Origin of the sequence: Microcoleus sp. K4-B3 (assembly GCF_036704615.1) — a bacterium.
GTDB lineage: Bacteria > Cyanobacteriota > Cyanobacteriia > Cyanobacteriales > Microcoleaceae > Microcoleus.
The window spans coordinates 50,008-64,022 of record NZ_JAUBSF010000013.1; the positions used below are offsets into that span (position 1 = coordinate 50,008).

At 46.3% G+C, this 14,015-nt stretch carries 12 protein-coding genes and 2 tRNA genes; 6 read left to right on the top strand and 8 right to left on the bottom strand.

Features of this window, described 5'->3' with window-relative positions:
* Nucleotides 1–20: 20 nt before the first annotated feature.
* Entirely contained in the window at nucleotides 21–956 is a 936-nt protein-coding gene (locus QUA78_RS08905; RefSeq protein WP_333300450.1) for a cobalamin-binding protein, read from the bottom strand.
* 66 nt (nucleotides 957–1,022) lie between these two features.
* On the bottom strand, nucleotides 1,023–3,740 hold the full coding sequence (locus QUA78_RS08910; protein WP_333300452.1) for a glycosyltransferase family 39 protein: 2,718 nt from the start codon (nucleotides 3,738–3,740) through the stop codon (nucleotides 1,023–1,025).
* A gap of 133 nt (nucleotides 3,741–3,873) precedes the next feature.
* On the opposite strand from QUA78_RS08910, the gene QUA78_RS08915 reads away from it, so the two are divergent.
* A tRNA-Phe gene (locus QUA78_RS08915) sits at nucleotides 3,874–3,946 on the top strand.
* A gap of 195 nt (nucleotides 3,947–4,141) precedes the next feature.
* Here the strand turns inward: QUA78_RS08915 and QUA78_RS08920 are convergent.
* On the bottom strand, nucleotides 4,142–5,428 hold the full coding sequence (locus QUA78_RS08920) for an aliphatic sulfonate ABC transporter substrate-binding protein (protein WP_333300453.1): 1,287 nt from the start codon (nucleotides 5,426–5,428) through the stop codon (nucleotides 4,142–4,144).
* Between the two features lie 223 nt (nucleotides 5,429–5,651).
* Between QUA78_RS08920 and QUA78_RS08925 the strand changes: the two genes are divergently transcribed.
* The gene (locus QUA78_RS08925; RefSeq protein ID WP_333300455.1) at nucleotides 5,652–6,320 is read left to right on the top strand and encodes a cadmium resistance transporter; all 669 of its coding nucleotides are present in this window, start codon (nucleotides 5,652–5,654) and stop codon (nucleotides 6,318–6,320) included.
* A 206-nt stretch (nucleotides 6,321–6,526) separates the two neighbouring features.
* Nucleotides 6,527–6,627 (top strand) — tRNA-Phe (locus QUA78_RS08930).
* Between the two features lie 277 nt (nucleotides 6,628–6,904).
* On the opposite strand, the gene QUA78_RS08935 is transcribed toward QUA78_RS08930, so the two are convergent.
* From QUA78_RS08935 to QUA78_RS08955, 5 genes are all read right to left on the bottom strand, one after another.
* On the bottom strand, nucleotides 6,905–7,204 hold the full coding sequence (locus tag QUA78_RS08935; protein WP_333300457.1) for a type II toxin-antitoxin system RelE/ParE family toxin: 300 nt from the start codon (nucleotides 7,202–7,204) through the stop codon (nucleotides 6,905–6,907).
* Nucleotides 7,201–7,467: a hypothetical protein gene (locus QUA78_RS08940; RefSeq protein ID WP_333300458.1), complete on the bottom strand. Its 267-nt coding sequence runs from the start codon at nucleotides 7,465–7,467 to the stop codon at nucleotides 7,201–7,203. The genes QUA78_RS08935 and QUA78_RS08940 overlap by 4 nt, the downstream gene beginning before the upstream one ends.
* Nucleotides 7,468–7,578: 111 nt before the next feature.
* Entirely contained in the window at nucleotides 7,579–8,907 is a 1,329-nt protein-coding gene (locus tag QUA78_RS08945; RefSeq protein ID WP_333300460.1) for a DUF4339 domain-containing protein, read from the bottom strand.
* 141 nt (nucleotides 8,908–9,048) lie between these two features.
* On the bottom strand, nucleotides 9,049–9,729 hold the full coding sequence (locus tag QUA78_RS08950) for a site-specific DNA-methyltransferase (RefSeq protein WP_333300474.1): 681 nt from the start codon (nucleotides 9,727–9,729) through the stop codon (nucleotides 9,049–9,051).
* Complete coding sequence (locus QUA78_RS08955; protein WP_333300462.1) at nucleotides 9,717–9,896, bottom strand: hypothetical protein; 180 nt, start codon at nucleotides 9,894–9,896, stop codon at nucleotides 9,717–9,719. The genes QUA78_RS08950 and QUA78_RS08955 overlap by 13 nt, the downstream gene beginning before the upstream one ends.
* 170 nt (nucleotides 9,897–10,066) lie before the next feature.
* Between QUA78_RS08955 and ribBA the strand changes: the two genes are divergently transcribed.
* From ribBA to QUA78_RS08970, 3 genes are all read left to right on the top strand, one after another.
* Complete coding sequence (ribBA, locus tag QUA78_RS08960; protein ID WP_333300464.1) at nucleotides 10,067–11,782, top strand: bifunctional 3,4-dihydroxy-2-butanone-4-phosphate synthase/GTP cyclohydrolase II; 1,716 nt, start codon at nucleotides 10,067–10,069, stop codon at nucleotides 11,780–11,782.
* Nucleotides 11,783–12,046: 264 nt separating this feature from the next.
* Nucleotides 12,047–12,502, top strand: a complete 456-nt coding sequence (locus QUA78_RS08965) for an HAD domain-containing protein (RefSeq protein ID WP_333300466.1) — start codon at nucleotides 12,047–12,049, stop codon at nucleotides 12,500–12,502.
* 47 nt (nucleotides 12,503–12,549) lie between these two features.
* The gene (locus QUA78_RS08970; RefSeq protein ID WP_333300468.1) at nucleotides 12,550–13,989 is read left to right on the top strand and encodes a pentapeptide repeat-containing protein; all 1,440 of its coding nucleotides are present in this window, start codon (nucleotides 12,550–12,552) and stop codon (nucleotides 13,987–13,989) included.
* The last annotated feature ends 26 nt before the right edge of the window (nucleotides 13,990–14,015 follow it).

Sequence of the window (14,015 nt, forward strand, 5' to 3'; positions counted from 1 at the left end):
CTTTAGCTAGCTGCAGGTACTTACAAAAATGGCTGCCAACTCTTACCTCGATAGCCAAAATCGAAGATTTCGGGATGGAGAATTTCTGCTAAAATTTCTAACGAATCAACCAATCTCGGCCCCGGCCGATTAAAGTAAGAATTGCCGTCAGTAATGTAAACTTTCCCCGTTTTTACTGCTTGCAAATTATGCCATTCTGCGTATTTAGTTATCTGCATTGCTTCGCTGCGAGTGCGGTTTAAATCAAAGCCGCAAGGCATGAAAATAATTACATCGGGATTAGCTTCTACTAGCGATTCCCATTTTAACCAAGGGGAATGTTCCCCGACAATTCCAAACAGCGAATTGCCTCCCGCCATTGCCACTAATTCGGGAATCCAGTTACCCGCAGCCATCAAAGGCTCAATCCACTCGATGCAAGCTACTTTGGGAAGTCTTTCTTTTGTGGTAAGAATAAATGATGCTTGTGTTTTCGAGGTAATAGCATCAATGCGGGATTGCAAAAGATCGATCGCACTTTTGCCATTTACGCCCAAAGCATCAGCAACTCGCTGAATATCCGTCCAAATTTCTGCTAGCAGATTCGGCTGCAAAGAAATAATTTCCGGCTTGCTATTTACCAGCGTGCTTACTGCTTGTTCAACCTCTGTCAGAGAACAAGCACAGACTTCACATTGAGCTTGAGTAATAATGTGAGTCGGCTGCAATTTTTCCAAAGTATCTATTTCTACTTTATAGACACTCAGCGCATTTTGCAACAATTCTGTCACGCGGTTGTGAATTTCGCTGCTAGTTCCTTCGGGATTGAATTTAGGCTGAGTGCAAACAGGTAAATTTTGGATTTCTGGGGGATAGTCGCATTCGTGGGAACGGCCCACAATTGCATCCGTTAATCCTAAAACTGCTACAATTTCGGTGGCACTGGGAATTAGAGAGACAATTCTGAGTTGGTTCATTGGTTTTCTGTTTTTTACCGCTTCGCAAGCACAGGCGGGAGGCCCTTGCCACAATAAAAGGGATTGTTAAATTTTTAGTTTTTTTAAGTATTGCAAATCTTGCCATGCTTGAAGGAGATTACCTTGCATCAGAGCGGCTACACCGTTTAAAATTCTAATTTCCGGTAGATTGGAGTTGAGAGCGAGAGCAGGTTTTAAGGCTGTTTGAGCGGCTTTGGGATGCCAGCCGTAAAGCTGGACGAAAGCGAGATAAGCATAGGCGTATGGGTTTTGAGAGTCGAGTTGGGTAACTTTTTCTAAGGCGGCGATCGCACTTTCGACATTCTGCTGCAATACCCTAGAAAATGCCAAAGCATAAGCCAATTCTAGATTATTTGGTTCTTGCTGCAACCGATATTCTAAGGTTTGTTCCGCTTGCACCGTATAATCTTGAATTGGATCGTACTGATTGATCCGCCCAATCTGCTCGAACACGGGTTCTAAACCGGACAATCCTTTGGGTAAATTAACCGCCATCGCCCGCAATTGAGTCACCAAATCTAACTCGGGCTGATCTGTATTATCCTCATTTTCATGCTCTGCCTGAGAACGCATATCCAGAGGTTCTGCCTCGATCTTAACACTAATTGCCGGCACATTAATCGGATAAGTTTCGCCAGTTTTGCGATTTAGATAAGTAGCTTGCAGATTGTAAGTTCCCGGTGCAATATTAGCAGGAGGAAGCATCGCCGTGCGATCGACAACTCGAAACCCCACAGCAAATTTATCCGCTTCCAGTATCCCCGGATGCAAAGTCGCCTGGGCGATCGCGCGATCGTGTAAAATCCTGAAAGTCTGTCCCGGTGGAATATCGCCAGACTGCTGATTTTCCCACGTTACCAACACTAAACCAGACTGCAACTGCTGCCAAGACCCAGACCAAGTATAAGTAACCGGCAGCGCGACTCCGGGAACTGCTTTTGCAGCGACAGTAACTCGATCTAATTGTACTTGCGATCGCGCTTCATTCAACGGCTGTATTTCGACAGGTTGCACTCGCTTGCGATAAAGATTTAAATTAGTATAATCTGGCAAAATCCAAGTTTTTTCTAACTGAAATTTATCACCTTTTTCAATCGCGGTTACGGCTGCATTTTGAGCTTTTTTAATCCGTTCGCGAATCGAACCTTGCGGGCCACTTTTTGTGACGAACCAAGAGAGCGATCGCACATCTTGCGGCACTTGTTTTAAATTAGTTCCCACCTGCCGCCCGTAAACCTGAAAATTAGCCAAAGCACCGTAAAAATTCAAATTATGCTGGTTAATTTCCGGCGTCGAAGGCAACACGCCTAAACTAGATTGCAAATAAGGTTCCCTATCAATTATTTCTGCAATTACCTCTCGGTGCGGCCACTCTTTCCCCAAGTAAGGATAGTTAGAATTGCCGGGACTGATAATTTGAACTAAGCTATGTCCAAAAGCACCTCCCAGCGGCCACATATGGAACAGCATCGCCAGAATTGCCAAGCCAATTGTACCCCAACGAATTTGTCGCCCCCACCGAGAAGGCCACAGCGTTAAACAGTAGGCTAAGAAAATAGATAAAACTGGCAAATAAGGTATCACATATCGGTCATCTTTGTTGATATTTAGAGAATTAATTAAATAAGCTCCTACCCAGAAAACAGCCAGCCACCGACAGGAGTTGAGATGCAAGATGGACGAACTATCTTGCCGGCGACGCCAATAAAGTATCAATCCGACTAAGGGAATAAGTAACAGAGGCCAAGAAATGTGTTCGGGTAAGTGCTCACCGTAGTAAATCCAAGCGTCGATCGTATTGATGCCCGGATCTCCTTCGGCGATCGCAGAATCCAGCGTTGCCCGTTTTCCCCCGGTCAAAATTAACAGCCAATTGGTTTTGGCCCACGGGCCAAACACAGCTACCGACAGCAACAAAGCACCAGTTAATTGACCTAATCTCCCCCAAGCTTTTCGCCGCACAGAACCCACAGCCAGCCACACAATCGGGGTAAACAGAAATAATACGGTAGTGTGTTTAACTAATATTGATAAACCGAGAGAAATTCCAAAGGCGATCGCCCAAAAGAAAGATGACGCGGAGAGTGAGGGAGTGGGGGAGGGGGAGAATTTATACTTTTTCTTTGTTCCTTCTTCCAACTGAGTTCTATCGGTTACATCCGTTAAATCCGTTGTCGAACTTCCTTCTTCCTGACATCCGTTACATCCGTTACATCCCGTACAGTGCTCGTTGCCGAACTTCCTTCTTCCTTCAGAAGCCTTCCACATTGTCAGACAATAGAAAGCAAAAGTAATCGCAGCAGTGAGGGGATAGTCGAGCAAAAATTGCAAGCGGAACCGATAAAGTCCCGGTAACAAAACGCAAATTGCAGCGGCCCACAAAGCGACTTGCCTGTTAAATAATTGGACGCCCAGACTGTAGACTGAAGCGAGGAGAATTGCACTAAATAATAGATGAACGAGGGTTGCCCGATCGCCCCCAGTACCGAAAACCTGAAGAAAGGGAACCGTTAAGATGTATGCCAAGGGCGGAATTTTCGTCGAAAGCAGCCAGAAGTTTGTCCACCACTCCCCGGAAAACCACTGAGGATGCTGCAACGCCTGCAAGTAATTCAGCGTGCTAGTCAGGTATTCTGCCTGATCCCACGCGGGGACAGATCGATCGAGGGCAAACCAGAGGCGATCGCTAATTGCCCCCAGCAGCCAAATTATGCCCAGGACAAGCAGACTCTTGCCCTCGCTGTCCCGATGTTGCTGTGCCATTGCGATTCTTGGATTTTAGGTTGCAGCCTTTAGCTTACAGGCGGGCGGTTCCGGGCGATCGAAAAATTAATTGAGAAAAGTGCTTGCTAAATTCCGTATGTGTCTGCTAAGATAGTAAAGCGCGAAAAAACAAGCCGGGATAGCTCAGTTGGTAGAGCAGTGGACTGAAAATCCACGTGTCACGAGTTCAAGTCTCGTTCCTGGCATCGCAAAGCCCTCACAAAGTTGAGGGCTTTTTTTTAGGAAAAATGCGGGCAATGCAGCTAATTAAGATGTAGGTTTGCCGATGGGGAGGTGACAACCCCCCCCGAAACCGAGACAGAGCTAATATTTGACCGACTTGTGCTAAAAAAAACATAGGTCATATCAGACAAAAATTACACTTGAGTATAATTGTCAGATTAATAAGTCCAGTTTTGCTTGGTCTGCAAGCTATAGGTTCCATCTTTCACATTCACGCGCTCAGGAATCAGATCTAAATCTCTAAATATATTTGCCTGGTGCTGTAGGGCCGTGAGCGATTGGTCGTCGATCGGGATAATAGCGCGTTCGGCACTACGTTGCTGTAAAATTTCTACAATGGATGGATCGATTTCATGGTGCTCTGCCAATCGCTTAGTAGCTTCTAATTCCTGTTTCTTAGCCCAAGTTCCCGCTTCATTTACCTCTTCTAAAATCACCTTAAGCAAGTCGGGATAGTCGCGTACCAACTCTGGAATCGCGTAGTAATAAGTCGGAACTTCTAAAGAGGCTTTGTCACCAAAGATGCTCTCTAAGTCTGCAATCGAGCGCCCTGGATAAGCACTTCGGGCTTGAGTTGTCGTGTAGGGAACCCAAATCACCCAAGCATCGACCTCACCCGCGCGGAATAGGGGCAGCGCCTGTGGCTGGGTCAGATAAATTGGCTCAATGTCACTAAACTCCAGTCCCACTTTTGCCAATGCTCGCACAAGTATGTAATGGGCGCTTGAGCCTTTGTCAAAAACAATCTTCTTACCCTTCAGGTCGGCCAGCGTCTGAATCGGAGAGTCTTCTGGTACCAGAATCGCTTGACCTTTAGGAGCGGTATATTTTTCTTTAGCCACCCGCACAAACACATGATCTGCTGCTTGCGAGAAGATGCTGGCCGTACCACCGCCGCCGCAGAAATCGATCGTCCCATTGCTTAATGCTTCTATCAGAGCAGAAGCTGATAAGAAGCTGGTCCAAGTAACAATCAGCCCAAAGGGTCGCAAACGATTTTCTAGCAAGCCTTGAGCGCGGAGGACTTCCAGATTTGTCATCCCCTCTGGATAACCGATTTTGAGTTGCTTGAGCCGCCGCGCTTGCTCAGCTAAGGGCGTGTTACCAGATTGAGCAGAACGTTTAGAGAACCAGCGATCCAAAACTATACAGAAAATGATGCCTCCCACAAACAGTCCCACCGTTTCCAGTAACCGGATTGTTGAGTCTTTAGGTAGTGTGGTCTGATTTACCTGACTTACTAGAGGGGAGAGTACATTCCCAGAGGCAGAAGCGGCAACAGCATGACTGTCAAAAGCCAGACTCAAGACCAAAACCAAGACCAGGCCGATACAAAACAGACCTGCAAACCGATAGGCGGCCGATCTACGAGTGGCCGAACTGAGCGACCGTAAGATATTTTGACCTGCGCCTCTAGGCAGAAGGTCAATCAAACGGCTAATCATAATGACTCCTTTGATAAACACAGGTGATGGACATTCTTGGATGAATTGAAGATGGGGGCTCAAGTCAAAGCACCGCTTGATACGGATAAACTACCAAATTTGCTCGCTTGTTACACCCAATATGCGATACTCACATTATCATACCGAGATTATGGTGATTTTTCACAGCGGTTGAGAAATCTGTAGTTTCGGCGATCGGACAGGTGTTGAGTGAGAGATGGTAATGGATTGGTTAATTGCAACAATTAAGATCGGACTGGCTGTTGCTGTAGCAACAACGTTTGACGACAACATTTATCTGACGGCCTTCTTCAGTGAGGTTAATCGTACTTTTCGTCCTAAACACATTGTGGTTGGCGAGCTTCTAGGGTTCACGGTATTGCTGTCAATAAGTCTGGTTGGTTTCTTACTGGGGCTAGCAATTCCCTCAACTTGGACGGGGCTACTGGGGATTTTGCCGATACTCATTGGTTTGAATAATTTACTCAACCTTAACAAGGATGATTCAGCCGAAGATAAGTCAGATAATCTAAAAAGAAACTCTAAATTTCGCGGATTTGATTCTCGGCAGCGATCGCTCTGGGACGTAATTCGCGATCCGCAGACTTATCGCGTTTCCGCAGTCACGATTTCTAACGGTGGTAACAATCTTGGCATCTATATTCCCCTATTTGCTACTAGCAGCATTCAAAATCTGGCTGTGATCGTACCAATTTGCTATTTTATTGTTTGCTGCTGGCTGTTTATGTCCTATACTCTGACGCATCTACCTGGTATTGCTGTGGTACTCAGCCGTTATGCGAGCAAGTTTTTCCCTTTCGTGCTGATGTGGCTGGGTTTCAGAATTCTGATGGACAGCGAATCCTATCGTCTTTTTCTACCGAACGCTTGACAGACAAAGGCGATCGAAACATCGAAAAAATTCATGACAACAGTACCATTCCCTACAATAAAGGAAGAAAAAAGACTTTAACATTATAGAATAATACAAAAAAAAGCGATGGCGTAAATCCCAAATTAGTGGTCTATCAATTTAATCTCCTTGCCATTCCCGATCTTGCAGTGGCTTTTGAGGGAGTAGCAACGTGCCTTCAATTTATTGCCTAATTGCTGTTGTGACTTCGCAGTTACTGTTCAAGCAATCGATCGGGAGCAGTGGACTGAAAATCCACGTGTCACGAGTTCAAGTCTCGTTCCTGGCATCGCAAAGCCCTCACAAAGTTGAGGGCTTTTTTTTAGGAAAAATGCGGGCAATGCAGTCAATTATCGAACTCGATTTGCCTGAAGTTTAGCTGACGAGATTGGTGAATCTGTTCGACCTGAATATTTAAAGCTGTGGAGAAGCGTTCAACCCCGCCGAGAATAGTTTTTAGAGTGAATTATTTAACTGCTTAAAGTTATGATACAAAAGATGGGACGGCTACATAAGATTGACACAAAAGCGTTTCCAACTTCTCGTTCCGTCCTTCCAAACGCTCAGTTTTCATCCGGAAACATTGCCTCCAACTCTTGGAAACCGCTCATAACACGCAAAATTTCGATACCATTCTCAACCACCCGATAAAAGATAATGTAGCCATCAAGCGGTACTCCCCGGAGTCCCGACTTAATTCGATCGTAACTGCGCCCCATATTCGGAAATTTGACTAAGTTGTCACACTTTTTGACAAACTCCCGAAGCAATCGCTCCCCAGCCTCAATATTGCGCCCAACAAAATAATCACCAATGGCATCCAAGTCTCGGCTTGCTGTTGGAGAGACAAAGCATCGGTTCATCCCTGAACCTCTCGTGCCTTGCGAAACTTTTCCTGCAATTGCTCGATCGCAGTCTCTAAGGGAATTCCCTCACCCCGCGATAGTTCCGCCTCCGCTTCCTCCACCGAAGAGCGCACCTCTTCCACCCACTCGCAATAAAGCTTCCGCGTTTGAGTCAAAGTCTGGAGGGCTTTTGTAATCACCTCTTCCGGCGAGGTAAACTGCCCCAGTGCTAATTGCGCTTCGATCAATTTCACCTGCTCAGGACTCAAAGTAATATTCATAAAAATCTCCGGGAGTCTCGCTGACACAAATCCCTTTTCTAAGAGTAGCGCTACTTTCTGGGCAGCGCGATCGTCTTAAGCGCCGATGGACGTGCGGTGACGTGTACTGTCTTATTTTTGAGTGAGGTACGACGCTAATTCTGGAATTTCACCCGCGCGCTGCCACTCGGCTTCCCCGCGGCGCACTTTGGTTCGGGCTGTAATTTCCTGAACCTCCCATAATTGCAATTTGGTATAGGGCCCCTTGGCTTCTCCGCTGCGAAACACATACCATTGAGCAACTTCAGGAGTTGGCTGGGTCGATCGTCTCACAGGCTTCATCCGATTCATTCCAGTTGTGGCTTTGAGCTGATTTAGCTCTTGTTCTACCGGATTAGGAGGCCCTGAATTAGAATTGGGCGATCGCTTTTTCTTAGCCTCCGGCTTACCTGTGGCAATTTCTACTTCGCGAGGCCACCCCCAGAAATGCCATAGCGCCACCCAAACTAGCGCCACGACAGATCCTACAATCTCTTCTTGTGTTTCTGACCATTCTGAAGACTCTCCAAACAGCAGAAAAGCGATCGCACCGAGTACGCTTGCTATGAGGTTTAGGTAAATTAGGTTGGTAGCGTCGTTAGCGGCTAAGTGCCAACTGGTTGTGTGCCGAACAAAAGATTGGCTGGTTGCTGTCCTGTTGTGTTTCCAGGCTTTGCGAGCTTGAATCCGGCTTTGACCAGGAGATTCGGCAGGCCACCACATCGCTGCCCAATTAACTAAATGCGCTGACCAATACTGCAAAGCTGCATATCCCACTATTCCACTCAGCAGTACGCACACAACTAAGAAAAAAGTTGTTAATGGTAGTAGCTGTTTCGGTAGGATTTTTGCCGTCGCAATAGTTAGCAGAAAAAACGGAGTACCAGTTACTACTGGAACTAACAAAAGTTCAAATATCTTTATAAGGTCTGCATAGAAAATCCCTAAGAATTTAAGAATAATTTTAAGCAGCTTTGCAAAGCGGAAGTGATACAGGTAAGCAGATGCGATCGCAGTTCCTAGAATTAAAGGAATGAGCGCGCCTGAAGAGCTTCTGAGCGGCAGCATAAAAATTGCGATCGCCGGAATTCCCATCACGATTGCTGCTGGCAGCGTGAGAAATGCGATAACGCCTTCCCTCCAGTGCTGCCAAGCCGATACAGTCGGCGGTTGCTGATTGTGCCGGCGAATTTCCACCCACTCTGCAAGCTTGGTTAACCCCCAGTGATAGAAAGCAAATAACAAGATTTGGCACAACCAAGCAAGTACGATCGGGGATTCCCAGTCAGAGCTGCTAAATCCGTCGGAGGAGTAGTAAGCGTTGGGCAGCAGCACAGAAAGAATCAGCCAAAAGCTAATGCTTAAGGCAAGCCCTCTGGCGCACGATGTAGGATCGGGGAGGAATTTCGGCCAATTATTCATGGTTGGGATAATTTGACTGGATATCAATATTGTCCCATCGCGCCGATCGTTCTGGGCAGTGCGATCGTCTTAAGCGGCGATCGCTTGAGACCGATCTCCCGCTCAGGGACAATTTAAATTAAATTCCTGCAATTACCAACTTTACAATAAAGATAACTGTGCTTCTATGAGTTCCTTGTCCCTCAAAAAAATATCGATTCTATTAGCCACAATCTCACAGTAATCAGCCCTAATTTCAAATCCAATAACTTGTCGCTGCAAACCCAGAGCCACAATTGCTGTAGTCCCGGAACCCATAAACGGATCTAAAACAATTTCGTTTAAATTCGATGCAGACTTGATGATGCGATCGACAACAGCAACAGGAAATTGAGCGGGGTGAGGCGTGCGTTCTTTTGAAGCTCGGTTTTTCCCCGACGTAACTTTTGGGAACTGCCAAACATCCGTCGGATTTTTGCCTTTTAAATTTACTTTAATCTTGCCGTTCTTTTTCTGATTCGGGTATTTCACATTTGGATCGCGCACTTCATCTAAATTAAAAGTATACTTATCTGGATTTTTTACATACCAGAGAAACTTTTCATTGCGGGGTGAAAAGAACTTGCTGCCCGCAACTCCCGCGCGGTAGTTCCAGACAACTTCTTGAATCAGATAAAAAGGCACTTTGTCCCAAAGCAGGTAGGAAATCGGAATTGCTTTTGCCCGATCGCGAATTGACAAATAACCTAAATTCAGCCAAAACGCTCCTCGATCGATCGTTACCCGGTAAACCTCCGCTATCCACTGCTCGCACCAGTTTAAATACTCATCTAACCCCAGGATTTTTCGTACTCTTTGCCGATGTTATAAGGCGGGCTGGTAACGGTTAAATCTACAAATTGATCGGGCAGCAGCTTCATTGCCTCCAAACAATTCATGTTATAAATTAAGCAATTAGGAGCTTGAAAGTACGGTTTACCTAAAATATTCGCGATAGCAGTCAAGCTCATGAAATATTTGGGAGATATTTGGTTGACAAAATGCAATAATTATAGTAAATGAGTTAAGAAATATTGTCAAACTCATCGGGACTGGGGAATCGCCCTGCCGGAAACAAAAGGTTACAATCAAAAATAGATTCTATTTCCATAACATTACTGTTTATAGCTTGAACTCCTCAGTGACAAATAACAACACCTCAACTCAATCCTTTCAATTTGACTCAATTGACAGCGCCCTCGTAGACCTCAAAGCAGGTCGCATGGTGGTAGTAGTCGATGACGAAAATCGCGAAAACGAAGGCGACGTGATTTGTGCCGCCCAATTCGCCACCCCCGACAACATCAATTTCATGGCCGTGAACGCCAGGGGTTTGATTTGTCTGGCCTTGAGTGGCGAAAGGCTCGATCGCCTGGAACTGCCCCTCATGGTCAGCAAAAATACTGACAACAACCAAACTGCCTTCACCGTCAGCATCGATGCAGTCAACGGCGTCAGTACCGGTATCTCCGCCGAAGACCGGGCGCGCACCATCCAAGTCGCCATCCACCCGGACACCAAACCTCAAGACTTGCGCCGTCCCGGTCACATTTTCCCCCTGCGGGCGATCGACGGTGGCGTCCTCAAACGCGCCGGTCACACCGAGGCCTCGGTTGACCTCGCCAGACTCGCGGGCCTGTATCCTGCCGGCGTCATCTGCGAAATTCAAAACCCCGACGGTTCGATGGCGAGGTTGCCGGAATTAATCGAGTACGCCAAAACCCACAACCTAAAAATCATCAGTATTGCCGACTTAATTAGCTACCGGCTCAAGTACGATCGATTTGTCCGCCGCGAAACCGTCGCCAAATTGCCCACTCAATTCGGCGAGTTTATGATTTACGCCTACCGCGACACTCAAGACAACTCAGAACACGTTGCTATTGTCAAGGGCGACCCGGCAGAATTTAAAGACAAACCCGTGATGGTGCGGGTGCATTCCGAATGCCTGACCGGCGATGCTTTGGGTTCCCTGCGCTGCGACTGCCGAATGCAACTGCAAGCGGCACTGAAAATGATCGAAAATGTCGGTTCTGGCGTCATCGTTTATTTGCGCCAAGAAGGTCGGGGGATTGGATTGGTAAATAAACTAAAAGCTTACTCCCTGCAAGATTTGGGATTCGATACCGTAGAAGCCAACGAACGGTTGGGATTTCCCGCCGACTTGCGGAACTACGGCGTCGGAGCGCAAATGCTCAACGATTTGGGAGTTCAAAAAATTCGGTTGATTACCAACAACCCGCGCAAAATTGCCGGTTTGAAAGGTTACGGCATTGAAGTAGCCGATCGCGTTCCCTTACTAATTGAAGCCACAGATTACAACTCGATCTATCTGGCAACAAAAGCCGAAAAACTCGGTCATATGCTGCTGCAAACTTATTTAATCACAGTGGCGATTCAGTGGGGCGAACTGAAGGCAGAAAATAGAAGCCAGAAAGCAGAAGGAAAAGACGAAGATGCTGCCATTCAAAATCGGTACGAACACCTGGAAAAACTGCGGCAGTTGGTAGCAAGTCGCGATTTACTGCTGCAAGAAGAAGCGCGACCGGTGGGAATAGCCCTTTTCGGAGAAAGCTCCCTGATAGTTCACCTCGGCTTCGACCAAGCCGGACTCGCAACCCCCGATTGGTACAAAGATCCAAACCATCCTTACGTCAAGGCGATCGGTCAAATTCTCGGCGAAATAGCCACCTGGTCGGATTTGCAAAAATTAGAATTCATGGTTTCCTCCGGTGCAGATCCGCTCAAAACCCTGCAAGTCCAGCTCGATCGCGAGACATTCCTTTTGTCGGAATTAGTCGGAATTTGCGATCGGCTTGAACCTCAAAAAATATATAGTTTTGCTCCTATTCCCTGAAGGCAGAAGGTAGAAGGCAACCCCCCCTACCCCAGCAGGGGGGAACGCAGAAGCTTAGAAAAACTGTGTTTTCCGAACAATACTTGTTGATACCAGCATCTTCCTTTCCTCAGAAATCAGCCGCCAAGAAAAACAGTTAATAACAAAGTTGGTTGCAGTCTAACAAGTCGATGCAGCGGACACTTGAGAGATCGTCGTAGATGCACGTTTATCTTATTAAGCAGTATTAATATTCATTAAATCCTTAAATAGAACTTTTAGTTAATGTTAATTTTTTTAGATATTGATGCTGTACTTATTCCTGATAGAAGACATGAAACATCTGGCTTGCAAGCAGATATAATGAAATTTAATTTGGCTGACCTTAATCACTTTGAAAAAGTCCTTCGTTCCTATCCTAATGTGCGAGTAGTAATTTCATCCTATTGGCGTGAAATATTTCCCTTCGAGGTAATACCTCCATTGTTTTCACCAGATATCGCTATCCGTATTATCGGATTCACCCCTTTTCTCAACCCCAAAAATATTCACCAACACAAATATCTGCGACATCAGGAAGTTCTTGAGTATCTTCGACAAAATCAAGCCGAAAACTCACCTTGGGTAGCCATTGACGATATTCCAGAACACTATCCGCCAGATGCACCTGTTGTGGCTATTGATGATTACAATGGTTTTGACCAGAACTCAGCAAAGGTACTTTCAGAATATCTAACTTGATTTCAAAGGTTAGGAACAAAGTATCGGAATAGAGAGGGTGAATTGACATGGAAATGAACGTTGGTGACTTTCTGCACCGACTCGACCTCAGGGGACAAGCCCTCAAAGGCACCAACCTCGGCGGTGCAGAACTCCGGGGAGCCAACCTCAGAGGCACCGACCTCCGAGAAACCAACCTCAGCGACGCTATTCTCAGGTATGCAGACCTGATAGAAGCCGACCTTACCGGCGCCAATCTCAGCGGGGCGGATTTAGCTGAATCATTTCTCAATTTAGCTAACCTCACTAGAGCCAATTTGACCGATGCTGTCCTCCGAGAAGCTACTCTCGTAGGAGCCGAACTCACGGGCGCCAACCTCAAACAAGCAAGTTTGATCAAGGCTAATTTAGTTGGAGCAAATCTCCAGGAAGCCAACTTAACCAGAGCAAACCTCAGCGGAGCCGATTTGCGCGGTTGTCAGTTGAGAGGCGCCATTCTAGACAAGGCTGTATACAACAACCGAACTATCTTTCCCGAGGATATTGACCCGGGTGCATTGGGAGCATTTTTGCTAGCTCCCAATGCTTCGCTCCCCGGCTTAAATCTGGCTATGGTAGATTTGACCGAAGCCGATTTAAAAGGAGCCGATTTGCGGCGGACAAACTTATACAAAGCTATTTTATTTGGCGCAAAACTCGATCGGGCAAACTTAGCAGGAGCCAACCTCAGCGCAGCGGACTTGAGGGAAGCCAGTTTGAGCGGCACGATTTTGGAGAAAGCTGTTTATAGCAACAACACTTTGTTTTCAGAAGGCATTGACCCCGCTCTGGGCGGAGCTTATTTAATTGCTCCCAATGTATCGCTGCAAGGGATAAACTTAACCGGAGCCGACTTAAACGGATCAGATTTAAGCGGAGCTAATTTGAGCGGTTCTAACTTAAGTTCGGTTAATCTCAAAAATGTAGACCTCAGCAGAGCTAGCTTAAAAAAAGCTTACCTCAAAGGTGCAAATTTGGAGGGAACAGATTTGAGAGGAGCCGATTTAAGCGGCGCAATTTTACACCAAGTAAACTTGAGTTCTGCTGACCTCCGGGGTGTAGACTTAACAAGGGCTGACCTCAGCGGCGCTAATTTAAGCGATGCCGATTTGAGGGAGACAGATTTCACCGGAGCTACTTTGCTGTTCGCTAACTTGAGCGGGGCAGACTTGAGAGGTGTAGACTTGACCAAAGCTGACCTCAGCGGCGCTAAGTTAAACGAAGCTGACCTCCGAAAAGCAGATTTGATGAGAGTAAATTTGGAGGGAGCAGATTTAACTGAGGCAGACTTGAGCGATGCTCATTTATTCCGAGTTAATCTCAGAGGTGCTAACCTGAAAGGTACTAATCTCAAAGGCGCCAGTTTAAAAGGCGTATTTTTGACCGACGCTTATTTGAGCGAAACTGATTTGACGGATCTATATCTGAGTCCGAGTTTTTTTGAATTGCCACTAGAATCGGAATGGTAATTAGTTAAGTGTTAACAATCGGAAAT